Origin of the sequence: Streptomyces sp. NPDC007025 (assembly GCF_042869455.1) — a bacterium.
In the GTDB taxonomy this organism is placed as follows: Bacteria; Actinomycetota; Actinomycetes; order Streptomycetales; family Streptomycetaceae; genus Streptomyces.
Map to the genome: position 1 here is coordinate 62,733 of NZ_JBIAFT010000008.1, position 26,406 is coordinate 89,138.

Sequence of the window (26,406 nt, forward strand, 5' to 3'; positions counted from 1 at the left end):
GGCATCGGCGGCGGACTACTCCATGAGCCGCAGGACATCCGCGGCCGACCACTCCCGCTCGGCCCCGGGCGCCCGGGCGAGGTACTCCGCGACCGACGCCGCGCTCCACCCGCTCCCCGCGCCCGCTCCCGCCGCGAGCAGCCCGGTGGCCAGGAAGCGCAGATACGCGGCTGACGGAGGCAGGTGCGGCACCTCCTCCACGCGCCACGGCGCGGTGCACGTCAGCACCGGGCGGCCCGCCAACTCCCCGGCGCAGACGAGGGTCTCGTACCGCCCGGCGCCGATCCGGTCCCGGCCCCGCGCCAGGACCGGGGACAGTTCGAGATCCGTCCCCGGCTCCCGGTACATCTCCTGCGCCGCGATGTCCGAGAACTGCCCCGCCGTCACCAGGTGCGCCACCGCGAGCGTGCGCCCTTCGGCGTCCGGATCGTAGAAGGCCCGCCCACCGCCCCACACGGGCGACGTGGTCGCGAAGTACAGCACCCCGGGCAACTCCACCGGCACCGACTCCGCGGGCATCGTCCGGTCCCGGCACCCCGGATACCACCGGTCCGCACCCCGCGGCCGCCCTCCGGCGAGGTAGGCGCGCAACCGCTCCGGATGGACGTTGGAACCGTAGGCGGCGTACCAGAGCAGCCGCGGCGTCTCCGTACGATCCGTGGCCATCCGTTCCACCTGCCGCACGGGGCTCACGCCGTCCCAGCCGGCCCCGGACGTCCCGGCAGTGCCGCTACCGGGCGTCCGCGTCCGCCTCCGGCTCGCCGCCGAAGCGCTCGCGGTAGCCCTCCAGGTCGTCCTCGGTGATCTTCTGGAAGAGCACCGGCGGCACCGTGAAGCCCGTACCGGCGGGCACCGAGGACAGGGCCCGGGCCTCGTCCGCGCTCACCCACGCTGCCGTGTCGTCCGGCAGCGCGAAGGCGCTCCGCATGGCCTTGGCGGAGCTGGGGATGAAGGGCTCGGAGACGACGGAGTAGAGATGGATCAGGTTCATGGCCGTCCGCAGGGTCAGTGCGGCGGCATCCTGGTCGGTCTTGATCTCCAGCCAGGGGGCCTTCTCCTCCAGATAGGCGTTCCCGGCGCTCCACAGCGCACGCAGCGCTGCCGCGGCCTTGCGGAACCGGAGCGCGTCCATGTGCTCCTCGTACTCCTCCAGGAGCCCCGCGATCTCCCGGCCGAGCTTCTCCTCCGCCTCGCCCGCCTCCGCGCCCGCCGGGACGGCGTCGCCGAAGCGCTTGCGGGAGAAGGACAGCACGCGGTTGACGAAGTTCCCGAGCGTGTCCGCGAGGTCCTTGTTGACGACGGAGGAGAAGAACTCCCACGAGAAGGAGGCGTCGTCCGACTCCGGGGCGGCCGCCAGCAGGAAGTACCGCCAGTAGTCGGCGGGCAGCAGCTCCAGCGCCGCGTCGGTGAAGATGCCGCGGTTCTGCGAGGTGGAGAACTTGCCCCCGTAGTAGTTGAGCCAGTTGAAGGACTTGACGAAGTCGACCTTCTTCCACGGCTCGCGGGTGCCCAGCTGCGTCGCCGGGAACATCACCGTGTGGAAGGGGACGTTGTCCTTGGCCATGAACTCGGTGTAGCGCACGGACTCGTCCGCCTCGTACCACCAGGACTTCCAGTCCCGGCTGTCCGGCTGCGCGTCCGCCCACTCCTTGGTGGCGCCGATGTACTCGATGGGCGCGTCGAACCAGACGTAGAAGACCTTGCCCTCGGCCGCCAACTCCGGCCAGGTGTCCGCGGGCACCGGCACGCCCCAGTCCAGGTCGCGGGTGATGGAACGGTCCTGGAGGCCTTCGGTGAGCCACTTGTGGGCGATCGAGGAGGAGAGCACCGGCCACTCGTCGGTGTGAGCGTCGACGAACTTCTTGACCTCGCCCTCCAGCTTCGACTGGAGCAGGAAGAGGTGCTTGGTCTCCCGCACCTCCAGCTCGGTGCTGCCGCTGATCGCCGAACGCGGTTCGATCAGGTCGGTGGGGTCGAGCACGCGGGTGCAGTTCTCGCACTGGTCGCCGCGGGCCTTGTCGTAGCCGCAGTGCGGACAGGTGCCGATGATGTACCGGTCCGGCAGGAAGCGGCTGTCCGCCGCCGAGTACATCTGCCGGATGGCACGCTCCTCGATGAACCCGTTCCGGTGCAGCTGCCGCGCGAAGCGCTGGGTGATCTCGACGTTCTGCGGCGAGGAACTGCGGCCGAAATAGTCGAAGGCCAGGTCGAAGCCCTCGTAGATGCCCCGCTGGACCTCGTGCTGCCGGGCGCAGAAGTCGGCAACCGGCAGTCCCGCCTCCGCCGCCGCGAGCTCGGCGGGCGTGCCGTGTTCGTCCGTGGCGCAGATGTACAGCACCTCGTGACCGCGCTGCCGCAGATAGCGGGCGTACACGTCGGCCGGGAGCATCGACCCGACCATGTTCCCCAGGTGCTTGATCCCGTTGATGTACGGCAGCGCGCTGGTGATGAGGTGTCGAGCCATCCCGGGATGCTCCAATTGATCTTGCGGCCCCCACGGGTGCCACTTACGGGTGCAGACAGACGGGCCGCGCGGGCCACCACCACCCACGGCACCGGCACGTACGCCATGTACGCCGCGTCCATGAGCCGTCCACTCTCGGTGACGGCACCCACTACGGGCCGCGACCATCCTAACGACTGGCCGCCGCCCCTCGGAATCAGATTCTCCCGGCCCGGAGCCCCGGGGCCGGTCCGGGAGGGCGTCGGGCGGGCGCCGACCGCCGTTGTCAGTGCCCGGACCTACTGTGAGGCCCGTCGATCACCTGTGGCGTGAACAGCTCGTCACAGGGCGCCGGCCTGGGTCGGTGCGGTTCCGAGGAGGGGGCGGCCATGCGGCGCTGGGAGTTGGCCAGTGGGGAAGAAGACGGCCCGAGCACGTTCTGGGAGATCGAGTCGGACGGCGCGGTGGTGAAGATCCGTCGTGGAGAGGCCGGTGCGCCGGGGCGCACGCGAGTCGAGGACTGCGGCTCGGCGACGGCTGCGGAGGCGTACATGGCCGACGCCGTGCGGGAGAAGGAACGTGAGGGATACGTGCCCGTGGGCACCGGTCACCCGCCGGAGCAAGGTGGTGCCACCGACGCCGGGGCGGCAGCCGACGAGGACTCCTTCACCCTGCCCGAGGCCTGGCGGCCGAGCCTCCGCCCGCGCAGGGGCGGCTTCGCCCCCTACCTCTACGCCCCCCACGCGTCGGCCCTCGACTCCTGGGACCGCCGACTCGCGACGGCCGGACAGGAGACGTGGACCGGAGCGGACCCCGGCGGGGACGTCGCCGGCATCGACCCGGAGCTCGCGGCCGCCGCACGCCGCTGTCTGGAGGGGGCGGCGGATCCGGTCGGCGCCGCGGTCGTGGCCGTCGTCACCGACCGCCGGAAGCTGATGTACGAGTACGTCGTCGACGCCTGGACCCTCCGGCACGGCCTGGCCTTCGCCGCCCGTGCCACGGTCGAGCTGTTCGGGATCCACCGCGAGGACCCGGTCCACGACCTGACCACGCGACTGGCCGTCCTGCCCGAGGGCGAAGCGAAGTACCAGCTGTGGCTGCGCCGGGGCGCCGCCGACCGGGTGCGGACGCTGCTGTACATGGCCGACGAGGACACCTACCGCGAGGTGGTGGCCGCCCTGGCCGCGCACCGTGGCGATGCGCGGCGCCGCATCGTGGTCTCGTACCTGGTGCCGACCGAGACCGACTGGGTCGCGGAGTGCTGTGCCGACCCGGGGGAGAGCGGCCGGGAGGACCGTGTCGTACGCGCCATGCTGTTCGAGTCGCTGAACGACGAGGAGCAGCTGCGGACTCTGCTGCGGGAGGGCGGCGTACCCGCCTACGACGGCAGCCTCGCCGCGACGGCCACCGTCGCCGAGGGCGTCGGTCCGGCCGTCGCCGCGCTGATCGCCCAGATCTGGCGGCACCGGACGCCGTCCCGTGGGGCATCGGCGGAAGAACTGGCCGGGTTCCTGGCCCGGTTGCCGACGGACGAGGCGTTCGAGCTGCTGATGACCCACGCGGACGACAAGCAGGTGCATCCGGCGCTGCTGGAGGCGGCGCGCCGGTATCCGGTGCGCGCGGCACGTCTCCTGGCCGGCCGGGCGGCGCCGGCGCCGGGGCGCAACGCCCACCTGCTGGGCCAGTTGCTCACCGCACATGTCGCCGCCCACCGTGCGCTGTTGGAGCCGCGGTTCGCCCAGTTCCCGCCCAGGGCCGCCGAGGCGGTACGGGAAGTGCTGCGCCCTTCCCCGGCCGCGTCCGCCGACGCGCTGCCCGAGCTGCTGGTGAGCCCGCCGTGGACCCGGGAACGGACGGCCCCGGAACCGAGAACCGTCAAGGGCCTCGTCGCGGACGAGGAGACCCGCATGCTGTGGCAGCCCGGCGAGCGCGCGGTGTGGGAGGCCGCCGACGAGGAAGCCGAGCAGCGCCGACGACGGCGGAGCGAGCCGTATCCCGACCTCCAGGCCGTACGCCAGCAGTTCCCGGACCTCGACAACTTCCAGCTGGCCGAGCTGTTCACCGACGGCCCGGACGCGTACCGCCCGTTGCTGGAGCAGTGGACGCCCGAGGGGATGTGGGTGGAGATACTGAAACCGGTGGCCGCCCGGTGGGAGGAGTATGCCCTGCCGCCGCTGCTGCACGCCGCGGAGCGGGAGCCCGCAGCGGCCGGTGAACTGCTCCTGCCCTACCGCCGGCAGGCCGTCGCCCGGCTGATGGCCGACTGGTTCGTACGGCTGAGGTCCGTCGCGCCCACGGCCCGCGCGTGGTTCGCACGGCACGGCACGGACGCCGTCCCGCTGCTGGTGCCCGACGCCGCCGGCCCCGCGGGCGCCGCCCGCCGCAATGCCGAGCACGCGCTGCGGGCCGTCGCCGCCACCCACGGCCAGGATGCCGTCCTCGAGGCGGCGGACTGCCACGGCCCCGAGGCGGTGGCAGTCGTCCGTGACCTGCTGTCGGCCGACAGCAGGGAACTCGCGCTGCCGCCGAAGATGCCGGAGCCGGCCGCCTGGGCCGACCCTCGGCTGCTGCCGCGCGTGCTGCTGCGTGACCGGACCTCGCCCTTGCCGGACGAGTCGGTCGGTCATCTGCTGACCATGCTGGCCATCTCCCGGCCGGGCGCGGTCTACACGGGCGTGGAGGTGGTGAAGGAGGCGTGCGATCCGGAGTCGCTGACCGACTTCGTCTGGTCCGTCTTCGAGCAGTGGCGGATGGCCGGCATGCCGCCCAAGGAGAGCTGGGCGCTGCACGCCCTGGGGTGGCTCGGCGACGACGACACAGTGCGCCGGCTGACACCGGTCCTGCGCAACTGGCCCGGCGAGGGAGCGCACAAGAGGGCCGTGGAGGGCCTGGACGTCCTGGCGGCCATCGGCAGCGACGTCGCCCTGATGCATCTGCACGGGATCGCCCAGCGGGTGAAGTTCAAGGCCCTCAGGGCGCGCGCCGAAGAGAAGCTCCGACAACTGGCAGCCGATCGGGGCCTGTCCGGTGAGGAACTCGCCGACCGGCTGGTGCCGGACTTCGGGCTGGACGCCGACGGCTCGACCGTCGTCGACTACGGACCCCGGCACTTCACCGTGGGCTTCGACGAGCAGTTGCGGCCGTACGTCCTGGACCAGCACGGGAAGCGGCGCAAGAGCCTGCCCCAACCGGGTGCCCACGACGAGGCCGAACTGGCGGCAGCGGAACGCAAACGGTTCACGGCGCTGAAGAAGGACGTGCGGACGGTGGCCTCGGACCAGGTGCGCCGACTCGAAACCGCGATGGTCGCGAGCCGCAGCTGGACGGCCGGCGAGTTCCGCGAGCTGTTCGTCTCCCACCCGCTGGTGTGGCATCTGGTGCGGCGACTGGTGTGGCTGTCCGTCCCGGCCGGGACACCGGAGAGCGCCCTGTACGGCACCCCTGTCGTCGGCGGCGCCGACGCGGCGACGGCATTCCGGGTCAGGGAGGACCGCAGCCTCGCCGACGCACGCGACGAGCACTTCACGCTGCCCGAGGACGCCTCCGTACGACTGGCACACCCGCTCCACCTGGCCGGGGACCTGACGGGGTGGCAGCAGAGATTCGCCGACCACGAGATCCAGCAGCCCTTCCCCCAACTCGACCGCGCCGTCCACCGGCTCACCGACGACGAGGCAGCCGCCGACCACCTGGAGCGGTTCGAGAACATCACCGTCCCGACCGCCAAACTGCTCGGCCTGGAACGCCGCGGCTGGCAGCGCGACGAGCCGATGTTCGCCGGCTACCAAGGCCAACTGTCCAAACCGGTCGCGAAGAACCGCTGGATCGTCGTCAGCCCGTCGGAGGGGTTCATCATCGGCGCCGTCGACGCCTCCACCGAGCAGTCGCTGGAACACATAGGGCTGACCGACCAGCCCAGCGCGTGGACGCCGTCCGGAGAGCCGTCCCGGCCCGCCTTCGCCGAGCTCGACCCGGTGACCACATCGGAGCTGCTGGCCGACCTCACGGAGCTGGTCACGAGGTAGCCCCCGGATACAACGTCCCGACTCCCCAACGGAACAGTTCTCGTAGGCCTTGAGCAAGAGTGCGTCTGCGTCACGGCGTGCTCCAGCTTTCGCAAGGCGCGGTGGCCGCTTCGCTGTCGGCCCCAGCCACGAACTGGTCAATCGGCTCGGCGACTACTCGACATCGCAGGGCGCGGCTTCGGATCCAGTCGGTTCGGTAGACCTCGTGTCAGTGCTGTCGATCTTCTTGCCCGCCTCGATGGGGGCGTGGCGTCGCCGTTGCAGCTCATCGCGTTCATCGTCCGGGAGCGTCATCGACTCGGCCAGCACAGCGGCGAGGGCGCCCACTTGAGTGTCGTCGATGTCAGGGTGGAAGAGCCACGGGATGTTCTCGTCGCGCGTGATGAGGTCGATCGCCAAGCGCGCGCTTCTGTCCTGTGTGGTCGTTGCGCGGACGTATCGCACTCGGTCGACCGGGAGGTCTTGACGGATCTCGGCTTGCTCAAGGAACGCGTTCGTCTTGGCCGTGATGATCCGGCGATCCGTGACGGCGACCAGTGTCTTTGCCGCAGCCTTGTCCCACGCTGCCGCCAACTTCTCCTTCGCTCCGCCGAGGAGCGCGGAAACGGGACCGAGGGCGTCGAGCTGCTCGGGGAAGCCGAGGGCACGCAGGGTCTCACCGTCCTCGAGGAGCCATCGCAGGATGCGAAGGTACGGCTTGAGATCCAGCGATTCGGGTGCGCAGACGATGTCCGGGGCCTCGACCGGAGGGGCCGGCGGATGGAGAGCGTCGGCCAGCGGCTCGATCGCCTCCAGTAGGCGGGCGGAGGTTTCGCGGGCTGCCTTCACGTCCTTCCGCTTCCCCGGCATCGGCCATGCGTCGGGTCCGGGGAGTTCGGCGGTGATCCGCAGCTCCCGTGTCAGCGCGTCGACGAGACGCGTCGACTCGGCGAGCGCCGAGTCGAACTCCGCGCGGGTGTCGCGCGCGATGACCTCGGCGTACTGCGCCTCGGCCGCGTCTTCGCGTCCAGCGGCTCTCGCTCTTGCGGCGCGGAGTGCGTGATACCCGGTCCATGCCTTGAGGGAGGACAGGAGGGCATGGGCGTCGAAGGCGATCGCCTCGGCGTTCGTCTGCAGATACTCACGGTGGCTGCGTGCGTCGGCCCGATCGATCTGCCCGACGTGGTCGCGGACGTTCCCCTCATAGAGCTCAAGCTGCTTCTGCAGCAGCGCCCCACTGCCCGCGACGTCCTCCCACAAGGACGTCGGAACCGATTCGATCTCTCGCGCCTGGTCGACCGCGCGATCGATGGCGGCGACGAGCCCCGTCAGTTCGGCCCACTGATCCCTGCGGATGGTGGTGAGGACCTGACTTGTCACCGCGAGGTTGGTCCTGACGAGGCCCGAGACCTCATTCAGCATCATCTGCAGGCCGACCATGGCCAGCGCCGGCCCGATCGACGCCGCGGTCTGCGCCTTGCTCACCGCATTCACGGAGTAGAACCGGGTCTGATGCACGACGCGGCCACCAGCCATCACCGCTCCGATGTTCCCGCCGTCCTTGACGGCGAGCGTCGCGCCGCTGTTCAGCAGGGCCTGTGTCGTGGCATCGATCCTGTAGAGCCCCTGCACGCCGGCGAACGCGTTTCCGAGATTGCCGACCACGGTCGCCGCGTTCCCGATCGAGGCCAGGACGGCTGAGATCTGCCGGCGGTCGGCAGCCGGCACGATCCCGAAGTCGATCAGATCGGACTTCAGCTCCGGCGGGACCCCACCGGCGACGACAGCCACCCCCGGGAGCACCTCCACCAGGGCCGTCGACCCCGTCGTCGAGTCGATGTCCGAGTCGGACATCGACTCGTCCACAACAGACGAGTCGGCGGTATCGCTCCGACCGTTCTCCTCAGGCTCGACGATCTCCATCGAGTTCGAAGGGTCCTGCATGCGATCTCCTCCCCCGCGGGCGCGTGCAACGGCCGGACCTCTTCGGCGTTGACTGCCGAAGTCTATGGCTCAGCGCCTGCGGTTCAGCCCGAATCCGCCGAACTGCACCGGTACTTGCCGGTGTCGGCTGAGCTCCCCAGGGCTCTGCTCCGGACGAGTGGGTCAGCGCAGTCCGGCGAAGAGATCGTTCTCGGGCACGGCCGCGCCGGTGGCGTCCTGGACACGTACGAAGGTCTCCATGCCCATCAACTCGCCGAACCTCTCCTTGCCCATCCTGAGGAAGAAAATGTTCTCGCCCTGACTGGCGTGCGCGGCCAGCGCGTCGAACTTCTGACCGCTGAACGCGGTGGTGTCCACCCACGTGGTGATCTCATCGTCGGGGAGGCCGATCTCGGCCATCGCAGCAGACTCGGAAGGATCCGGCTCCGGCATGTCCGGATGAAGCTCGCGCATGATCTCCTCGAACCGCTGCATCCCCGAGCGAGGCATCGTGGTCCAGTACACCTTCGGTGTCAGCGCGGTCATCTCCAGTGCCGCCATCGTGATGCGATGAGCCTGGATGTGATCGGGATGGCCGTAGAAGCCGTTCTCGTCGTAGGTGACGACCACATCCGGCTGGTAGTGCCGCATGAGCTCCGCGAGCCGGGCCGCGCCTTCCTCCACCGGGGTCTGCCAGAAGGATCCGGGAGCGTCATTGCTCGGCCAGCCCATCATCCCGGAGTCGGCATACTCCAGCATCTCCAGATCACTGATCTTCAGGACATCGCAACTGTCCTGGAGTTCTTGACGGCGCATCGAAGCGACGGCCGCCGGATCGTGCCCGGGGTCGCCCGGCTTGACCCCCTCCGGTCCGTCACCGCAACCGCCGTCGGTACACGTCACGAGAACCGTGCGGATGCCTTCCGCCGCGTACCGCGCGAGGACCCCTCCGGTCCCGGTGGCCTCGTCGTCGGGGTGGGCGTGCACCGCCATGAGCGTCAACGGCCGGTCAATCATCAAGCAGTCCTCCTGCAGAAATACGTCTCGGTTCGAGTGCGCGGCGGGCGTACCGCGATCCCGCGGACCGGATCCTGTCGGCGCAGACGACCCTGTGGTCTCCGAGATCCCCGCCCGTGCGGTGCCGGTCCCTCGGACGATGCAACAGCGCCGGCCGGCCCCGCTGTTCCCGGCGCGGCGGCACGTCTCGGCGCCAGATCGGATCCGACGTCCATCCGGCACCAGGCGTGAGATTCCGATGCGAAACCTGAGACCCCGTATGCCCGTCTATCCACCGGTTCGCCGCAGGCAGGCAAGATCCCGAAACCGGGACTACTGGTGAGCAGCTGCGCAGCCACGTCAACCTGCAACACCTTGCCGGAGGGCCTGGTCAACGAGGCGATGCCAGTGACCCTGGAGCCAGTGTTCCACCTTGCGAGCCCACGGAGGCGCCCCTGCTTCCGCACCATTCAAGCGACCGTTCCCGACCAGATCTGCCGGACCCGGTGTACTGGGTCGCCCCGCGTCATCTGGCCGGTGACGACGGTGAGCTCGCCGAGCGGAGCGGCGACACTCTGTCCGACCTCGGCTGACGCATGCGGCCCACCTCCCGTCACACCCTTCTCCACGTAAGCCCGGACGGGCTGCCTGGGGCCGGGCCGGTAGTCGTCGTGATCTCCGACAACCTCAGCCTGGTCGACGCCCACTTGCACAAGGCGGTCGCCGAGGCCCCGCGGCGGTCAGGCTCCGGATCCCCGCCGCGGTCATGGATGTGCCTGCCGCTCTCCGCGTGCCACCGGGGGGCCGTGTCCCGAGTTCGGCTCCCACAACCACTCAGGGGCCCGACCCGCGATGCGGATCAGGCCCCTGACCTGGTGTTTCCTCTGTCGGGGTGGCGGGATTTGAACCCACGACCTCTTCGTCCCGAACTACGGGCGGGGTGGTCGGTGGGGTCGGCCGGGGCCTGTGGCGGGGCGTTGGCGGCTGGTGCGGACCGCGTGTGGTTGCGGGGGTTGCTGTACTTCGCTGCTGTACATAAGCGGTCTCCTGCCGTCTGCCGGCGCAAGTGTGTGGTGGCGCTGGCCTTCGCTCGAGTCGTAGAGCAACTGGCGTGTGCTTGTCTCGTCGACAGATCGAAGCCGATGGATCAGGAACGGCGCCGGGAGTCGCGGAGCAGTGATCCGGCTGGCCGCCCGGCCGGGCGGCCGGGTACGGTTGAATGGCGTCTATCGCAGAGCATTTTGCATGCAGGACGCGAGAAGAGCGAGGCCCCAGTGCCTGAGCAACGACATCCGGGGCCTCGCTGGCTGGGAGTCATCCCGCAATACGTCGGCCCTGGGTGTGTCCGCACCTGGGGCCGCGATGCTTCACGGCATCAAAGGCCGAGCAGCTTTGCAAGGGCCCTTCCGGCTAACTCTCCGAGAGCGGAGGTTGCTGCGCTGGCCGCCGCTTGGAGGGATGCCTCAATGGCCTTCTTGCGGATACTGCGGGTCTCCCGGTCCGCCCCAGGCTGTTCCGACTCCTCGTCGTCTGCTGCCTCGCGACTTGTACCGGTCGACATAACTCTCCTGTCCAACATGGCCGCCGTACTGCATTCAGAGCGACCGCCACAGCGACGGCCGCCCAAGGCGGACGCCCTGCAAGCCGCACGCCGGTTCGCTGGACGTTCTCAGCCTATAGCGCAATCTGAGTAGCGGAGGCTGACACGAAAGTGTTCATTTCCGCAGGTCAGAGCATGTATAGTCTTAAGAGTCACAAGGCGCGGCTCAATCAAGTCACGTGCAGTGCCCCGCTGTTGATAGCCCGTCAGCTCGATCATTCGACTCACGCGCGCTGCGTGACGTGTGTCACATTAACCTGTGTAGGGGGAGCAGCCCGCCGCCGCGTGGTCCGTCGCCTCCACGCTCGACAGAACTCTGCAGCTACTGGGCACAGGCCCCTCGCACTTGTAACAGCGACTGCCATCGACACTCGGGCAGGGCGCCCAGCGGGTACAGACCTGAGCTTGGGGATCACCGTGCCGATCGCGCCAGTTGGCCCGCTGAGCTGCGACGACACCACGATGGGGCTTCCTCCACAGCACGCACCCGTGCCCTCCCGCCTTGACCGCCCCTTCTGGTCATCTGGTGCACTGTCGTGCGGCAGTCCATCATCGCCCAAAGCTGAGCCTGGCGTGCTGCTGTGGGGCGCATGGACGCAGAGACGGACTGGCACGCCGTCGCTGCCGAGTCTCGAACTGGCCCCCGGAGAGGCAGACTGGGCAAGAATCAGCTCATGTCGCTCACAGCGGATGCATCCGCATACAACCAGCTCGATCCAACAGATGACAGCCCTGCTGCCGGGCGCTGGATCGCCTGTGACGAGTCCGGGTGGGACGGGGAGCAGCTCATGGGGCGTGGCCGTTACTTCGTCTATGCCGCTGTCGCGATTGACGACTCTGAGGCTGGCTGGATCACCGAGGAGCTGCGCATGGAGACACGAGTCAAGGCCCCGGAGCTCAAGTTTGCGGCGTTCAAGGACCGCCCGCCCCGGCGCGAGGCGCTGCGTCGGCTGTGGATGGAGGGGGGCCCGCTGGAGGGTCGGTGCTGGGCGTTCATATTCGACAAGGAGTACGCCGCGGTCGCCAAGGTCGTTGACTTGCTGCTTGAGGAGCAGGCCTACGCGGCAGGGATCGACCTTCATATCGATCACCATGCCAAGGAGCTGGCGAGAACTCTGGCGCGGTACGGCCGCCGGGCGCTGGGCGACGAGGGGTTCGAGCGGCTCATGTCCGCGTTCGTTGCGTTCGCTTCCCGTCGTGGTCGGGGCAAACATCACGCGCGTGAGGAGTTCTTCGCCCACGTAGAAGACGCATGGAAATCCTCGACTCGTCGCAACGTCACTGACATCTTGATGATGTTGCGTAGTACCCGGCCCGAGGCGATGACGCTGCATGACGGCGCCGGGTCGCATCCCCTGCTGGAGCTGCTGGTGTCCTCCGTGGCTCAGGCAGCTCGCTGGGGAGGCGCGCAACTTGGTCAGGTGAGCGTGCTGACCGACGAACAGAAAGCCCTCACTGACGACGGTTTGGCAGACATTGCGCAGGTTGTGCGCAAAGGCTGGGGTGCAACACCGTCGACGAGGCAACGCCCGGTCGACCTTCGGGCCCTGGTCCGAGGAACCTCGGCGATCCACCCCTCGATCCAGTTGGCCGACCTTGTAGCCGGCGCTGTACGAGTCGCTGCCGAACACCGCGCGGGGAGTGCGCCTTCGGAAGCTGGTCGGGAACTGTGGCCTGCCGTCCTCCCGTTCCTTGACGGATCAAGCGCCGACCCCGCAGCTAGATGAACCTCTGGATCTCTCCATCGTCCTCAGAATCCGCGGGCAAATGCTTTCGGAGGTGGCCGCTGCCACACTGTCCTCACTGGTCAGGCCGGCTACCGTGATGCAGGGGCTGACCTTGACAACCGTCGAGGCAGCGATGTCTCCGTGGGTTCAAATCCCACCGCCTCCGCACGTGAATGGCCCCTGAGCAGCAATAGCGGTCGGGGGGCGTCGCCTCGCTGATGCCCTGGGCCCCCGCTGGCGGCTGATGGTCTACATCCAGGCGTATGGGCCTGCCCGGCCGGAGGAACAAGCGGCGCTGCGGCGGCCGGATGTGGATCTGGTCCGCGTCGGCGTCTGGATTCGTACGGCCGAGCCGGAGCTGTGCACCGGCCGCCGCGCTCCTGGCGATACGAAGTCGGCGGCCGGGAAACGGTTCATCGCGCTGCCCGCGTTCGTGGAGCCGGAGCTGCGGTTGCACCTGGAGCTGTTCGCCGAGAAGGAACCCGATGGGTTGTTGTTCGTGGGGGAGAAGGGCGCCCCGTTCCGGCGGTCCTCCTTCGGGCGGAAGTGGCGGAAGGCGCGAGAGAAAGTGGGCCTGCCGACCACCTTTCGTTTCTACGATCTACGTCACACGGGCCACACGATCTCGACGCGGTCGGGCGCCACCTTGAAGGACACCATGGTCCGAGCCGGCCAGTCCTCGGAGAAGGCGGCGCTGCGGTACCAGCACTCGAACGACGACCGGCAGCGTGAGGTGGCCGACGGCATCGACGCCTATGTACAGGCTCGTCGGGCACGGACCGACGGGAGCAGGACGGCCCCGCCACCATCGGGCACGCAACGGGCACGGGACACGTAACCCGCCCCGACAACAAACAAGACTCAGGTCGCTGACCTGGGTCTTCGTCGTGGAGCGGGCGACGGGAATCGAACCCGCTCTGAGCTTGGGAATCACTGATCGTTTAGGGCGGAAGGCGGTCCTGACCTGCTGCAATGCCTCCTGAAGCGGCTAGGCTGTCGCTGCCTCTCGTGCCGCTGTTCACCGTGGTTTCCCGCATGTTCTGGCACGTTGTGGCACGGCCGGAAGCCTGCCCTCGCGGTCGGCGGAGGGTCGAGGCGGAACTATGGTGCGCCTACCCAACGTTCACGGCGCTCGGACATGATTCCACGGGATTCGGTGGCTAGGTTTCGCGGGCGCTCATAAGGTGATCGGTCGGGAGCTTCCGAGGTCGCGTTCTGGGGGAACGAGAGTGATGCATGACAGTAACCGGGGTCGAACATCAGTCCGGCCTCCAGCACCCCCGAGTCCAGACGGGCAAGGGCAACCCCGGTGGGCCTGGTGGGTTGTGGGGATCGTCGTCCCGGTTCTGGGCATCCTTGTCACCCTCTACGTCAGTGAGCCAGCCAAATCCGACGGGGCAACAGCGCCAGCAGACGCAGGTGGAACGGATGGGGGATCAGCTCCCGAGAGGAAGCCGGAGTCCAGCAAGCAGGCGCAGATGAAGAGAGTGTTCGGCCCGAGCAACTTCGCGATCGACTTCAGCAAGGACTCCAGCATCAATGTAGATCTTGATGCTGGAAAACCGATGATTATGGACAGTGACCGAGGTGCGGACGTCCTGGCAAGCGCTCCCAGTATCGGTGGGACGCTTGAGGACATCGACTTCTTGGGGCCGCGCGCAGCCGATGTGCTCGCGCCCCTTCCATCCTCATCTTCCGATCCCACAGGAGCAGAGTGCACCCGAGCCCTGAATCGGAACCTGAGCGAACGCCTTGAGGACGTAGCGCCAGGGCAGCGGTTTTGCATCGCGACCGGCGAAGGACGCACGGCTTCTATGCAGGTAGTTTCGGCTCCGCGCGGGGGTGCTGTCATGAAGCTGAAAGTGACGATTTGGGAGCAAGGTTCGTGATCTCAGAGCGCCACGGTTCGAGTAGCCCCGGCCTGCCCACGTAGTGCCCGATCGGGCCCCGGTAGCTTGCTCCAAAGTGGCTACCTCAACCCGTGAGCGATCGCCCCGGCCACGACGGCGCCCTCTTGGATCGGTAGCCCTGGTGCCTCAAGTGGGGAAAGTCAGCCCCGATGGTGGGAAAGACGCCCGAGCACCCGCACGTGTGCCCCCTCAGCCACCCACCGGCATCAGCCACGCTTCCAAGATCCTCATCTTTGACCCGCAGGCGCCTCCGCGCAGCCCCGGCCGGCCACCTGAGGATGGCGGGACCGGCCCGCAGACGGCGACGGGACCTGGGCGCCGCGCCAAGGACCTGCCCGGCGTTCTGTCCCCGCAGTACTGCGCTGATCGGCGTCGCGCTCTGGTCGTGCTGCTGCTGGTGTGCGCTCGCTGATTAGCCGAGTCGCGAAGGCTGCAACATTCCAGACTTCCTTGCTGGGCTGGCGGGTTGCTGCGCTGGTCTGCGCGCTGAGCGGTCCGGGGGCGGCGCCCGCTTGGCGTAGACAAGGGCGGGCGGCGGCCACGGGCCGCCAGCGCGCGCGGCCCGCGTCAGCGGGCCGCCTTGAAGTCGTAGAGAAAGTTGTTACGCGCGACTGGTTCGTGGCCTGGGTGCGAATTCGTAGGCGCAGGTCGGGAGTTGCCTGCCCTGGCGGTGGAGTAGGGGCAGGTAGGAGACCGGTCGTGCAGTCCAAGCGATGCGGGTGCTGTGCTGGGTGAGCGTGAGGCTGAAGGAGCGCCCGTGGTGCAGTGCTTGGGCTGAGTGTGTCTGTCCGTCTGTCACCCAGTAGCGGGCTTGGCGGTAGGGCTCGTCGTCCAGGGCGGGTGCGATGGTGAGCAGGCTGGTGCGTACCCAGTGGATGGCTTGCCGCGGGGTGGTGGCGTCGAAGGAGCCGAGTAGGGCGGGGGCGGTTCCGGTTGCCGGGCTCTGGGTCCAGCATTCGCACCAGTAGCCGTGCCGGGTGAGGGTTGCGGGGCTCATCGTGCGCTCCTGGTGGCGCGGGCGGACAGGGCGTACCGGGTGGTGTCGTCGAAGACGGTGAAGGTGTAGGTCTCGCCCCTCGTCAGGAGTGAGAGTGCGTGCTCGTGCTCGGCTTGGTCGCCGAGCCAGTGGAGTACGGGCTTGGCTGCGGGGGTGTCGAGCTGGTCTGCGATGTGGCCCGCCCGGTTGAGCAGCCAGCGCAGGGCCAGCCGTGGAGTGGGTGCCGAGCATGTCCCGAGCGCGAAGGACCGGCCCGTTGCCGGCGCGTAGGCGGCTGCTTCGCAGTGGTAGGCGCGCTTCGGTGTCGCGCTGCCGGAGCGATGCCGGCGGAAGCTTGCTGGCTGAGGGGGCGCTGTGCAGCTCTGATGTTTGAGTGCCTGGTGCGGAAATGGGTGCGTCGAAACGATCAAGCTTCGGAGGTTGCGTGACATCGGCCCTCCCTGGGGTGACCTGCACGTTTGCACGGCAAAGCTGGGGTACGGCTGACGCGAAGGAGCCACGGCCGTACAATTAGTACCAGCACCGTACCCCGTGTGCGGATAGCGCAAATGCGGGATCGTACTTTTCGTGCGGGTTATCGCCGCATACGGTTCACGCTGAGGTGTGGTGCCGAGACGAGTGATCAGCGAAGGGAGAACGCATGTTCGGGCTGATGGTGCGCTTCACGTGCAAGGACGAGGACGCCGCGGCACAATTCGATGCCCTGGTCTCGCGCACTGGGGAATTGATCAAGGAGAACGAGCCGGGCACGCTGATCTACGCGGTTCACCGCGTAGACGGCCGGCCACTGGAACGGATCTTCTACGAGCTCTACCGCGACCGGGGCGCTTTCGAGGCTCACGAGTCGCAGGACTACGTCCAGACGTTCCTCGCTCAGCGGGACCTGTACGTAGCCGATGTTCAGGTGGACCGTTTGGACCTCACGTCCGGCAAGGGCGTCGACGTTGAGCACTGAGTACGCGAAGGCGCTCGGCCGGAAAATCGCCTTCAATCGCAAACGTCGCGGCCTGTCCCAGAAGGAGTTCGCCCGGCTCCTGGAGCGTTCAGAAGCGTGGGTCTCCCAGGTGGAACGCGGAGTGCGCCGGATCGACCGCATGACGGTACTGGAGAAGGTCGCCGACGCCCTCGACCTTCCGGTGGGGGAACTGGCCGCCGAGGCTCCGATCGTCGCCTCGGTCGCAGACGGCGAGCCCCCAGGTGCCAACCGGCTTCGCCTGGTGCTGAGCGCCGCGCACTCCCTGACCGCCATCCTCGGCCGGCACGAACCCCCGGATGTCCCCGCGCTGAGCGCCCAGGTCGACCGGGCATGGTCCCTTGCGCACGGCGGGAACTACGCGGACTTGGCGGAACTGCTGGAAGATCTGGTCCCCTCTCTGGAGGGAGCCGTGCGGTCCGGCCCCGAAGAGCAGCGTCCGCAGCTCTTCCGGCTGATGGCCGCCATGTACCACACGTGCAGCGGCGCCCTGGCCAACATGGGCGAAGCGGAAGCGGCATGGATCGCGGTTGACCGCGCCGTGGTCGCTGCCGAGCGCGCTGATGATCCGCTCCTGATGGCGGCCGGGGAGTTCCGGTTGTCCATCGTCTTCCTCGGGGCCCGCCACTTCGAACAGGCAGCGCAAGCCTCCGGCACCGCCGCCGACGCACTCCGCCCCCTCGCGGACTCCGGGGAGGCTGCGGCGGTGGCCCTTCGCGGCGCTCTGACACTTCAGCGAGCTGTCGCCGCCGCACGCCTGAATGACGCTGACGCCGCGTACGACTTCCTGAGCGAAGCCCGGTCCATGGCGCAGCAAGTCGGAGAGGGGCGCAACGACTACAACACCGAGTTCGGGCCGACGAACGTCGGCCTGCATGAGGTCTCGGTGGCGGTGGACCTCGGCGACGCCGGCGTCGCGTTGCGAGCCGCACGGGACATTGACGCCTCCGCGCTCTCCTCGGAGCGTCAGACGCGCTTCAACCTCGACATCGCCAGAGCGCAAGCCCAGCGGCGACAGGTCGGACCCGCGGTCGAAGCGCTGCTCAAGGCGCGCGAACTGTCACCGGAGATGGTGCGCGCCATGCCTCTGGTCAAGCAGCTCGTTTCGGACCTGCTGACCATGAGCCAGCCACCATCCGACCAGCTCAGAGGGCTGGCCAACGAGCTGGGCGTACAAGAAGTGCGGACTAGTACGTGAAGTACTAGACAGTACTTGGAGTACGGGTTACTGTGGTGAGCGTCAACATGCCCCTCTGCAACCAGCAGGGCAGGGGGTGTTGGCATGCGAAAGCGCACCGACGCGGGAAGGCAGACCCGCACCGATGCGCTTCGGAGGCCACAGAAGAGATGTGGCCTGAGCGGGAGGCAGCCCACTCAGGCCGGGTGCGTCGTTGGCATCAACGCTTCTCGAAGCGTATCGCGCCCAGTCGGTAAGCGGTCAACCTCCCGTTGCGTGACTATTTGTTGTCTTATGCCCCGAAATGGGGCAATCGCAAAGGGAGTACTGCGTCGTGCGAACGATCCGTATTGACACGTCCACCGCGACCGTCCTGCTGACCGAGATCCCCGCGCCGAAGGTGCGGGACCGCCAGACGGGCGAGATCGCGAAGGACGCCACCAGCGGTGAGTCGCTGATGAAGGTCGGCGTCGTCTACATCGATGAGGGCGAGTCCTCGCTGATCCACGTGACCGTTCCGGAGAGCGGTGTGACGGACGGGCTCGCCCTCGGTTCCCCGGTGTCGTTGCCGGGTCTGGTGGCTCGGCCGTGGGATTCGGTGTTCAACGGGCAGCAGCGCCATGGCATCGCCTACCGGGCTGCCGCTGTTGCCCCGGGTGCTGTTCCGGCGGGTGTGGGGGCCTGACCGTGTCCGAGTTGATGACGCTGGTGGAGGTGGGCGGCCCGGTGGCCGGTCTGGGTGCTGGTGCCGCCTACCTCCGGGCCCGGCACCCTGCCGCGTACTGGTCGGCCGTGGGCATGCCTGCTTCGGCTGTGCGGCTGGTGGGTTCGTATGGGTCGGTCATGGATTCGTGCGGGCTGACGGTGCAGCCGTCCCGTCTGCGGGCGTTGGCTGTGCGGGCTGCGACTCGTCGTGAGGTGCGGCCGGTGCCTCCTCGTCGGGGGATGCTGCGGCCGACCTCGACCGGCCTGCGGATACGTCTGCGGCTCGCTCCTGGGCAGGAGCCGGCCGACGTGGCTGCCTCGGCTGAGCGGCTGCGGCACGCGTGGGGTGTGCATGGCGTCTACGTGCAGCCGGTCAAGCCCGGTGTGGTCGAACTGCGGCTGGTCGGCTTCGACGTCCTGCGGCGGGTTCGGATGCCTCGTAGGGCGGGTGGCGGGTTCCTGCGGGTGCCGGTGGCGCTGCGGGAGGACGCAACCGCCTTCGTCCGCGACTACCGCGCCATTCCGCATGAGCTGGTGCTGGGGGCCACGCTGTCGGGCAAGTCGATGTACCTGCGGCACCTGATCACCGGGCTCGCCGGAATGCCGGTCGCGCTGGCCGGCATCGACTGCAAGCGAGGTGTGGAGCTGGCGCCCTTCGCCTCTCGGCTGTCCGTGTTGGCGACCGACGCGGGGCAGGCCGCCGAGCTGCTGCCCACGCTCGTACAGGAGATGGAGGACCGCTACGACCTCATCCGCGCCCGCCAGGGCATCGCTCCGTCCACGCCGGATGAGGAGATCACCTCGGACGTGTGGGGCCTGCCCGAGAGCGAACGCCCCGTACCGATCGTGCTGTTCGTGGACGAGGTGGCCGAACTGTTCCTCGTCGCTTCGCGGAAGGATGAGGAGCGGCGGGATGAGATGGTCACCCAGTTGATCCGGCTCGCGCAGCTCGGGCGGGCTGCGGGGATCTATCTGGAGGTGTGCGGGCAACGCTTCGGGGCCGAGCTGGGCAAGGGCGCCACCATGCTCCGCGCCCAGCTCTCCGGGCGGGTCTGCCACCGCGTGAACGATGAGCCCTCGGCAAAGATGGCGCTGGGCGATATCGCCCCCGAAGCGGTCGGCGCCGCGTGCACCATCGCCCCTGAACGCCCCGGCCTGGCCGTCGTGGGTGACACCTCCGGCGGCTGGTCGCGCATCCGCACCCCCTACCTGTCCCTGGCCGACGCTGCTGCCGCGTGTGAGCGGACCGCGCACCTGGTGCCGGACCTGCCCGCGCTCAAGCCGTTCCGGCCTGCCTCGCTGACCAAGCCGCGGCCCGCCACCGCCTGATCTTCCGCTCTCCGATTCGGCCGGCGCGTCCATCTCGCGCCAAGTCCTTACCCCTCCCATGCCGAAATCAGAAAGGAGGTGCCATCCATGCGCGCCTACCTCGCCCGCGTCGATGCCGTGCTCGTCCAGGCGGTCATCGCTGCTGCGCTGTCCTTTGCCCACCTGCATGACCTGGCCTCGGCTGCGGGTCAGGACGGTTGGAAAGCCTGGGCCTACCCCGTGTCGGTCGATCTGCTGTTGGTCGCTGCCTGGCGTCGGCTGCGCTCGGGACGGGACCGGGCTGCGGGCTGGTGCTGGTTCCTCGTCGCCCTGGCCGCCTCCCTGGGCGCCAACATCGCCACCGCCGGGCTCCTGGACCTGGGCGACGTTCCCGACTGGCTGCGCATCCTCGTCGCCGGGTGGCCTGCGCTGGCCTTCCTCGGCGGCACCCTCCTCGCCCACACCACGAACGCGCCCTCGGCCGAGCCGACCGCCGAGCAGTCGACCGGCCCCGAGAGCGCAGAGCCAGTACCCGACGCCCCATCGGCACCGGCTGCGCCGGAGCTCCCCGCGTCGTCCACCACGTCCGTTCCGGCAGCCCTGGTTGAGCACGCGCGCAAGCTCGCCACCGCTCACGAGGAACGCACCGGCACACCCATCGACACCCCGACCCTTCGCGCTCGCCTCGGCGTCCCCGCACCGCTCGCCGACCAGATCGCAGCCCAGCTCACCTGACCCGAACTGGAGGACCCGTCATGCCGCTCAATCGCCGCTTCCGCTCCGTGATCCGCATCGGCCCCGTACAGGTCGGCACCGCCCACGACGGCCGTGGACGTGAGAAGCACACCGCTGCCTGTACTGCCCCGCGCTGCGGCTTCTCCGCCGACTACGACTCGCGCGCCGCCGCCGAGCTGGCTGCCCGCACCCACCGCTGCCCCGTCCGCTGAAAGGAGGCTTCCCGTGTCCGTGAACCTGCCCCTGGTCGTCGTCCTGGGCCTGCTGGTGTGGGGCGCTGTGAAGTTCCTCGGCGTCCGTGTCTGGCTCGTCGTGGTGATCGCCCTGTTCGGCTTCTACCTCGCCGACACCTTCCTCGCCCCCGCCATCGACAACGGCACCCGCACCGGAGTCGAAACCGTCAACGGCACCCACGACTGACAGGAGGAAAGCCGATGTTTCTGCGCCCCCAGCTTCCCGAGACTCCCAACCCGAACCTGCCCACGACCGCCCAGCAGGTGCATGCCCCGGCCTGCGGCTGCCAGCACTCCGCACCCGTCGCCCCGACGCCGCAGCGCGCGTTTCCCTCGGTCGGTTCGGGAGCCGTCGCGGCCGTGATCGTCGGCGGTGTGGTCCTCGTCGCGCTCCTGGCCGCCGTCGTCGTCACGGCCGTGTCTGTTGCCGTGGCCGCGCTCGTGCTGCGGTCGCTCCTCGGCTCCCGCAGCGGCGGCATCCACCACCACCGCTGAGTGGCTACCGGGGCGGTCTCGATACCGCCAAGCATCCACCGCCCCGGCAGCCCGGCCCCTTCCCCCACCCCGTAGGTCAGAGAAGGAGAAGCACCATCATCGCGCGCACCACCCCCGCCCCGCTCACCGACCTGGCAAACCTCGCCGCGTCCGGCTCCCTGCCCGGCATTCTCCGCCAGCTCTCCGGACTGGGCGGCTGCACCCACCCCATCCGCCTGGCCGGCCACCGCACCGAACACCAGGTAGACACCACCACCGGCGAAATCGGCCCGGCCCTGCGGCGCCTCGACTCAGGCGACCTGCCCGCGGGTGATCTCCTGGTCCGCTGCGGCAATCGCCGCACCACCCGCTGTGCGGCCTGCGCGGAGACCTACCGCCGTGACACCTTCCACCTGATCACCGCCGGACTACGCGGCGGCAAAGGCACCCCGGAAGAAGTCACCTCGCACCCGCGCGTGTTCGCGACGTTCACCGCGCCGAGCTTCGGTCCGGTCCACAACCGGCCCGGCACCCGTGCCTGCCGCTGCGGCCGGCGCCACGCTGCCGATGATCCGGCGCTCGGGTCGCCGCTGGACCCGGAGCGGTACGACTACGAATCCGCGGTGCTCTGGAACGCCCACGCGGGCATGCTGTGGCGCCGCTTCACCATCCACCTCCGTCGCGAGATCGCACGCCGCGCGGGCCTGACCCAACGGGAGCTTCCCGAGCGCGCTCGGGTGTCCTTCGCGAAGGTCGCCGAGTACCAGAAGCGGGGCGCCGTGCACTTCCATGCCGTCATCCGGCTCGACGGCCCGGCAGGCGGAGACTCGCGTCCCCCGCACTGGGCATCCGCCGGACTGTTGGGCGACGCCATCCGCGCCGCCGCATCCCGAGCCGTCGTGCCCGGCCCCGTCCTCGACGGCCGCATCCACACGTTCGCCTTCGGCACCCAGCTCGACATCCGCACCATCCACGGCACCGACCTCGACGGCGACCAAGCACTCACCGACCGCGCCGTTGCGGCCTACATCGCCAAGTACGCCACCAAAGGCGCCGAGACAGCCACCGGCACCCTCGACCGCCGCCTGCGCTTCATCGCCGAACTGGCCACCCTCAACCTCCCGCAGCATGCCGAACGCCTCATCCGCACCGCCTGGGCCCTGGGCGCACGCAAAGACCTCACCCACCTTCGCCTGCGCGCCTGGGCCCACATGCTCGGTTTCCGGGGCCACTTCTCCACCAAAACCCGTCGCTACTCCACCACCCTCGGCGCCCTCCGCACCGCCCGCGCCGAGTGGCGACGGTTCCAGGCCGCCATCGCACGCGGCGAAGACTCACAGTCTGTGGGCGACGCAGACGAGACGACAACCCTCGTCCTCGCCCACTGGGCCTACGCCGGAACCGGCCTCACCGCCACGGAGGAGTGGCTGGCCGCGTCCCTCGCCGATACCCCAACAATCCCCACTGCGGAAGGAGACGCCGCCCGATGACGGCGACCACGACCACCATTACGCCCAAGTGGCACACCACGGCCGAAGTTGCCGCCATGCTCGGCTTCGGGCTCTCCAAGACCAAGATGCTCGTCCTCACCGGAGAGATCCGCTCCGTCAAGGTCGGCCGTAACCGCCGCGTTCTCCCGGCCTGGGTGGACGAGTACGTGAACCGCTGTGCCGAGGAAGCCGAAGCCGGCGACGACCGCTGGGGGTGGACCGCGTGAGTGGCAAGCGGGGCAACGGCGAAGGTTCGATCTACCCGTACCGCAACGGCGGCTTCGCCGCATACGTCTGGGTCACCACCCCGGACGGCAAACGCAAGCGCAAGTACGTCTACGGGAAGACTCGTCCGGAAGTCCACGAGAAGTGGGTGAAGCTCCACGCCGAGGCGACCAAGGGGCCGGTGGCGACCAAGGTTCCGACGCTGGAGCAGTACCTCACGTACTGGCAGCGGGAGGTGGTGGAGCCCAATCTCCGGCCGCTTACTGCCGCGACGTACGAGACGATCACCCGTCTCCACATCGTTCCGTACCTCGGTGGCAAGCGGCTCGATCGGCTGACCGTGCGGGACCTCCGGACCTGGTTGAACCGGCTGGCCGCTACCTGCCAGTGCTGCGCTCAGGGGAAGGATGCTGCGCGCCCGGAGAAGCGTCGTCGCTGCTGTGCGAAGGAGAAGGGGCGGTGCTGCGGCAAGACGCTCTCGGCTCGATCGGTGAACGATGCCCGCACGGTCCTCCGCAGCGCTCTCGGCAACGCCGTCGTGGAGGAGCTGATCGCCAAGAACGTGGCCCAACTGATCAAGGTCAAGCGGCCTCGGCGCAAGCGTCCGGACCCCTGGTCGGTGGAGGAGGCGTGCCACTTTCTGGAGCGGGCGGAAGCCGAGGGCGACTACCTGTACGCCGCGTACGTCCTGGTGCTCGTCCTGGGCCTGCGCAAGGGGGAGGTGCTGGGCCTCACCTGGTCGGATGTGAACTTCGACAGCGGTGAGCTGCGCATCGCTCACCAGCTCCAGCGGGTGCGCCGTCAGCTTCTTCACTCGGACGTCGCGAAGACCGAGGCGTCAGAGGCGGTGCTGCCTTTTCCCGACGTGTGTATCGCGGCTCTCAAGGCGCGGAAGGAAGCTCAGCAGTCGGCCGAGCGGGCTGCCGGCGAGCTGTGGAACGACTCGGATTTCGTCTTCACCACTCGCTACGGCACACCGATCGAGCCCCGGAATTTCACGCGGGAATTCGAGCGGCGTTGCGGCCGGGCCGATGTGCGGGTGATCAGGGTCCATGACACCCGGCACACCTGTGCCTCGCTCCTGGCGGCGCTGGACGTCCATCCGCGCATCGCGATGCAGATCCTTCGGCACTCCGAGATCGCGGTCACGATGGAGGTCTACACGCACGTGCCCTCGGCCGAGACGCGGCGGGCGCTGCGGAAGCTCGGCACGGCCCTCGGGGGCCAGAGCTCCCAGGAGCCGCAGCCGGGGGAGGGGGACGAGGGGTCGGCCGGAGAAGATCAGCGGGAGTCGTAGCGGTTGCTGTACTCCGCTGCTGTACGCACGACAGAGGCCCATTCGCGATCACGCGAATGGGCCTCTGACCTGTGTCGGGGTGGCGGGATTTGAACCCACGACCTCTTCGTCCCGAACGAAGCGCGCTGCCAAGCTGCGCTACACCCCGAAGCAACGACGACTACTTTAGCCCAGGGGAGCGCTGAGGCGAAATCGGGTTTCGCGGGGAGGTCCGTCCCGGGCCGGGAAGCGGTCCGGGGAGGGGGCGTGGGGTCAGTTCTCGCGGGGGGTGAGGGTGAGGAGGGTCGCTTCCGGGGGACAGGCGAAGCGGACCGGGGTGTAGCGGCTGGCTCCGCATCCCGCGCTGACGTGCAGGTATGACTCGTGCCCGGCCGCGCGGTGGGTGGAGAGGCCCTTGACCCGGTCGGTGTCGATGTCGCAGTTGGTGACGAGCGCGCCGTAGAAGGGGACGCAGAGTTGGCCGCCGTGCGTGTGGCCGGCCAGGATCAGCGGATAGCGCTCGGCGGTGAAGGCGTCGAGGACGCGCAGGTAGGGCGCGTGGACGACGGCGAGGGAGAGGTCCGCGTCCGGTTCGGGGCCTCCGGCGACCTCCCCGTAGCGGTCCCGCTTGATGTGCGGGTCGTCCAGTCCGGTCAGCGCGATCTCCTGGCCGCCGTCCAGCTTGATGCGGCCCCTGGTGTTGGAGAGGCCGGCCCAGCCGACCGAGTCGAAGGCGTCGCGCAGCTCCTCCCACGGGTTGTGGACGACGCCGACTGCGGGCGGATTGCCGTTCAGGCCGTGCTTGCCGGACGTCTTCTCCATGAGGTACTTGGCGGGGTTGCGCAGCCTGGGGCCGTAGTAGTCGTTCGAGCCGAAGACGTAGGCGCCCGGGTACTCCATCAACGGGCCGAGGGCGTCGAGGACTTCGGGTACGGCTTCGGGGTCGGAGAGGTTGTCGCCGGTGTTGATCACGAAGTCCGGCCGCAGGCCGGCCAGCTCCTGCAGCCACCGCTGTTTCTTCCGCTGGCCGCTGACCATGTGGATGTCGGAGACCTGCAGGACGCGCAGCGGATGCATGCCGGGGGGCAGGACGGGCACCGAGACCCGTCGCAGGCGGAACGAGCGGACTTCCACACCGGCCGCGTACCCGACGCACGCCGCGCCGAGTGCCGTGATGCCGAGGGCTGTCTTGAGGGGGATCCGGTATCGCGCGCGCATGGCCCCATGGTCGCAGACCGGCAGGCGGGGTCGCGGTGCTGCGAGGTGCCGCTCCCGGCGGGGTGCCCCTCCCTGGCGGAACGGCCGTGGCTTTGCCCTCGGGCCTCGCGGGGTCTTCGCCGGGTTCCTCGCCGTCGGCCCCGCCGCGGGCCCGGCTGGGGCCCGGGAGGGGTGCGGCCGCCCGGATATCCCCGGCGCTCGGCGGCCGTGTGCTGGCACACTGGCCCCATGACCACGCTCAAGTCCCGGCTGCAGGACGACCTGACCGCAGCGATCAAGGAGCGCGACGAGCTCCGTTCCGCCACTCTCCGGATGACCCTTGCCGCGATCACGAAGGAGGAGGTCGCCGGTACGAGTGCGCGCGAGCTCTCCGACGACGAGGTGCAGAAGGTGATCACCCGCGAGGCGAAGAAGCGGCGGGAGGCGGCCGAGGCGTTCGCGGACGGGGGCCGTACCGAGCAGGCTGAGCGGGAGCGGGCCGAGGGCGAGGTGCTTGCGGACTACCTGCCCGAGCAGCTCACGGACGAGGAGCTGGACGTGCTGGTCGCCGAGGCCGTCGAGGAGGCCCGGGCGGCCGGTGCCGAGGGGCCCAGGGCGATGGGGGCCGTCATGAAGGTCGTGAATCCGAAGGTCGCGGGCCGTGCCGAGGGCGGCCGGGTCGCCGCGGCGGTCAAGAAGCGGCTAGCGGGCTAGCTCGGGGCGGTGTGGCCTGGGGGCGGGGGCCTGGTTGCCTGCCGGTGGGCCCGGGCTGCTGTGCCGGTCGGGCGGCTCTTTGGTACGACCAGCAGCATGCCGACGACGTAAGCGGCGCCCTGTACCGGAAGGGGCACCCTCCGCAGGAGGGTGCCCCTTCCTCATGGCCTGTCGGCGGGTCCGGTGCGGAGTGTCCGTCTGAGTCGCCGTCCTGCCCGGAGCCGGTCCGACCCCGGGCGGCCGCGGTGCGTACCGGACTCGCCACCCGCGCCGCGCGAGCCCGCGTCCCGTACCGGAAC

General features: G+C 69.1%; 22 protein-coding genes, 1 tRNA gene and 1 pseudogene. 16 read left to right on the top strand and 8 right to left on the bottom strand.

Annotated features, from left to right (window positions below; genetic code table 11):
• Nucleotides 1–15: 15 nt before the first annotated feature.
• Nucleotides 16–666, bottom strand: coding sequence for a histone deacetylase (locus tag ACFYMO_RS16990; protein ID WP_388547093.1), 651 nt, complete (start codon nt 664–666; stop codon nt 16–18).
• A 64-nt stretch (nt 667–730) separates the two neighbouring features.
• On the bottom strand, nt 731–2,464 hold the full coding sequence (gene metG, locus ACFYMO_RS16995) for a methionine--tRNA ligase (RefSeq protein ID WP_366774090.1): 1,734 nt from the start codon (nt 2,462–2,464) through the stop codon (nt 731–733).
• A 368-nt stretch (nt 2,465–2,832) separates the two neighbouring features.
• Between metG and ACFYMO_RS17000 the strand changes: the two genes are divergently transcribed.
• Nucleotides 2,833–6,468: a DUF4132 domain-containing protein gene (locus ACFYMO_RS17000; RefSeq protein ID WP_388547097.1), complete on the top strand. Its 3,636-nt coding sequence runs from the start codon at nt 2,833–2,835 to the stop codon at nt 6,466–6,468.
• 153 nt (nt 6,469–6,621) lie between these two features.
• Here the strand turns inward: ACFYMO_RS17000 and ACFYMO_RS17005 are convergent, their stop codons facing one another.
• Nucleotides 6,622–8,391: a hypothetical protein gene (locus tag ACFYMO_RS17005; RefSeq protein WP_388547100.1), complete on the bottom strand. Its 1,770-nt coding sequence runs from the start codon at nt 8,389–8,391 to the stop codon at nt 6,622–6,624.
• 162 nt (nt 8,392–8,553) lie between these two features.
• The gene (locus tag ACFYMO_RS17010; protein ID WP_388547103.1) at nt 8,554–9,387 is read right to left on the bottom strand and encodes a PIG-L family deacetylase; all 834 of its coding nucleotides are present in this window, start codon (nt 9,385–9,387) and stop codon (nt 8,554–8,556) included.
• A 2,253-nt stretch (nt 9,388–11,640) separates the two neighbouring features.
• On the opposite strand from ACFYMO_RS17010, the gene ACFYMO_RS17015 reads away from it, so the two are divergent.
• The 3 genes and pseudogenes from ACFYMO_RS17015 to ACFYMO_RS17025 all read left to right on the top strand — a co-directional run bounded on the left by ACFYMO_RS17015 (nt 11,641) and on the right by ACFYMO_RS17025 (nt 14,582).
• Nucleotides 11,641–12,693 (top strand): DUF3800 domain-containing protein, encoded by a 1,053-nt coding sequence (locus tag ACFYMO_RS17015; protein ID WP_388547106.1) that lies wholly within the window; start codon nt 11,641–11,643, stop codon nt 12,691–12,693.
• A 211-nt stretch (nt 12,694–12,904) separates the two neighbouring features.
• A pseudogene (locus ACFYMO_RS17020) lies at nt 12,905–13,531 on the top strand (tyrosine-type recombinase/integrase); the annotation flags it as partial.
• Nucleotides 13,532–14,171: 640 nt separating this feature from the next.
• Nucleotides 14,172–14,582 (top strand): hypothetical protein, encoded by a 411-nt coding sequence (locus ACFYMO_RS17025; protein WP_388547109.1) that lies wholly within the window; start codon nt 14,172–14,174, stop codon nt 14,580–14,582.
• Between the two features lie 622 nt (nt 14,583–15,204).
• Here ACFYMO_RS17025 and ACFYMO_RS17030 read toward each other — a convergent pair.
• Both ACFYMO_RS17030 and ACFYMO_RS17035 read right to left on the bottom strand, forming a co-directional pair.
• Nucleotides 15,205–15,600 (bottom strand): hypothetical protein, encoded by a 396-nt coding sequence (locus tag ACFYMO_RS17030; RefSeq protein WP_074998823.1) that lies wholly within the window; start codon nt 15,598–15,600, stop codon nt 15,205–15,207.
• Entirely contained in the window at nt 15,597–16,010 is a 414-nt protein-coding gene (locus ACFYMO_RS17035; RefSeq protein ID WP_388547112.1) for a hypothetical protein, read from the bottom strand. The genes ACFYMO_RS17030 and ACFYMO_RS17035 overlap by 4 nt, the downstream gene beginning before the upstream one ends.
• A gap of 230 nt (nt 16,011–16,240) precedes the next feature.
• Here ACFYMO_RS17035 and ACFYMO_RS17040 point away from each other — a divergent pair, with 230 nt between their 5' ends.
• The 11 genes from ACFYMO_RS17040 (at nt 16,241) to xerC (ending at nt 24,217) form a co-directional block, all read left to right on the top strand.
• Entirely contained in the window at nt 16,241–16,555 is a 315-nt protein-coding gene (locus ACFYMO_RS17040) for a putative quinol monooxygenase (protein ID WP_276478579.1), read from the top strand.
• Nucleotides 16,545–17,771, top strand: a complete 1,227-nt coding sequence (locus tag ACFYMO_RS17045; RefSeq protein ID WP_388547115.1) for a helix-turn-helix domain-containing protein — start codon at nt 16,545–16,547, stop codon at nt 17,769–17,771. Before ACFYMO_RS17040 ends, ACFYMO_RS17045 begins: the two co-directional genes overlap by 11 nt.
• A gap of 313 nt (nt 17,772–18,084) precedes the next feature.
• The gene (locus ACFYMO_RS17050) at nt 18,085–18,435 is read left to right on the top strand and encodes a hypothetical protein (RefSeq protein WP_388547118.1); all 351 of its coding nucleotides are present in this window, start codon (nt 18,085–18,087) and stop codon (nt 18,433–18,435) included.
• A gap of 2 nt (nt 18,436–18,437) precedes the next feature.
• Nucleotides 18,438–19,784, top strand: coding sequence for an FtsK/SpoIIIE domain-containing protein (locus tag ACFYMO_RS17055; RefSeq protein WP_388547121.1), 1,347 nt, complete (start codon nt 18,438–18,440; stop codon nt 19,782–19,784).
• Between the two features lie 87 nt (nt 19,785–19,871).
• A complete protein-coding gene (locus ACFYMO_RS17060; protein WP_388547124.1) occupies nt 19,872–20,498 on the top strand; it encodes a DUF2637 domain-containing protein in 627 nt (208 codons plus the stop codon).
• 20 nt (nt 20,499–20,518) lie between these two features.
• Nucleotides 20,519–20,710, top strand: coding sequence for a mobile element transfer protein (locus ACFYMO_RS17065; protein ID WP_112494254.1), 192 nt, complete (start codon nt 20,519–20,521; stop codon nt 20,708–20,710).
• A 13-nt stretch (nt 20,711–20,723) separates the two neighbouring features.
• Nucleotides 20,724–20,918 (top strand): hypothetical protein, encoded by a 195-nt coding sequence (locus ACFYMO_RS17070; RefSeq protein ID WP_027760578.1) that lies wholly within the window; start codon nt 20,724–20,726, stop codon nt 20,916–20,918.
• A 14-nt stretch (nt 20,919–20,932) separates the two neighbouring features.
• The gene (locus tag ACFYMO_RS17075) at nt 20,933–21,226 is read left to right on the top strand and encodes a hypothetical protein (protein WP_388547128.1); all 294 of its coding nucleotides are present in this window, start codon (nt 20,933–20,935) and stop codon (nt 21,224–21,226) included.
• 158 nt (nt 21,227–21,384) lie between these two features.
• A complete protein-coding gene (locus ACFYMO_RS17080) occupies nt 21,385–22,695 on the top strand; it encodes a replication initiator (protein ID WP_388547403.1) in 1,311 nt (436 codons plus the stop codon).
• On the top strand, nt 22,692–22,922 hold the full coding sequence (locus tag ACFYMO_RS17085) for an excisionase family DNA-binding protein (protein ID WP_388547131.1): 231 nt from the start codon (nt 22,692–22,694) through the stop codon (nt 22,920–22,922). Before ACFYMO_RS17080 ends, ACFYMO_RS17085 begins: the two co-directional genes overlap by 4 nt.
• Nucleotides 22,910–24,217 carry a tyrosine recombinase XerC gene (gene xerC, locus ACFYMO_RS17090; protein ID WP_388547134.1) on the top strand — a complete coding sequence of 436 codons (1,308 nt, stop codon included), beginning with the start codon at nt 22,910–22,912 and terminating at the stop codon, nt 24,215–24,217. The genes ACFYMO_RS17085 and xerC overlap by 13 nt, the downstream gene beginning before the upstream one ends.
• Nucleotides 24,218–24,291: 74 nt before the next feature.
• On the opposite strand, the gene ACFYMO_RS17095 is transcribed toward xerC, so the two are convergent.
• Nucleotides 24,292–24,365, bottom strand: a tRNA-Pro gene (locus ACFYMO_RS17095).
• Between the two features lie 104 nt (nt 24,366–24,469).
• Nucleotides 24,470–25,414: a metallophosphoesterase gene (locus ACFYMO_RS17100; RefSeq protein ID WP_388547137.1), complete on the bottom strand. Its 945-nt coding sequence runs from the start codon at nt 25,412–25,414 to the stop codon at nt 24,470–24,472.
• Nucleotides 25,415–25,642: 228 nt separating this feature from the next.
• Between ACFYMO_RS17100 and ACFYMO_RS17105 the strand changes: the two genes are divergently transcribed.
• The gene (locus ACFYMO_RS17105; RefSeq protein WP_366773344.1) at nt 25,643–26,107 is read left to right on the top strand and encodes a GatB/YqeY domain-containing protein; all 465 of its coding nucleotides are present in this window, start codon (nt 25,643–25,645) and stop codon (nt 26,105–26,107) included.
• Nucleotides 26,108–26,406 lie beyond the last annotated feature (299 nt).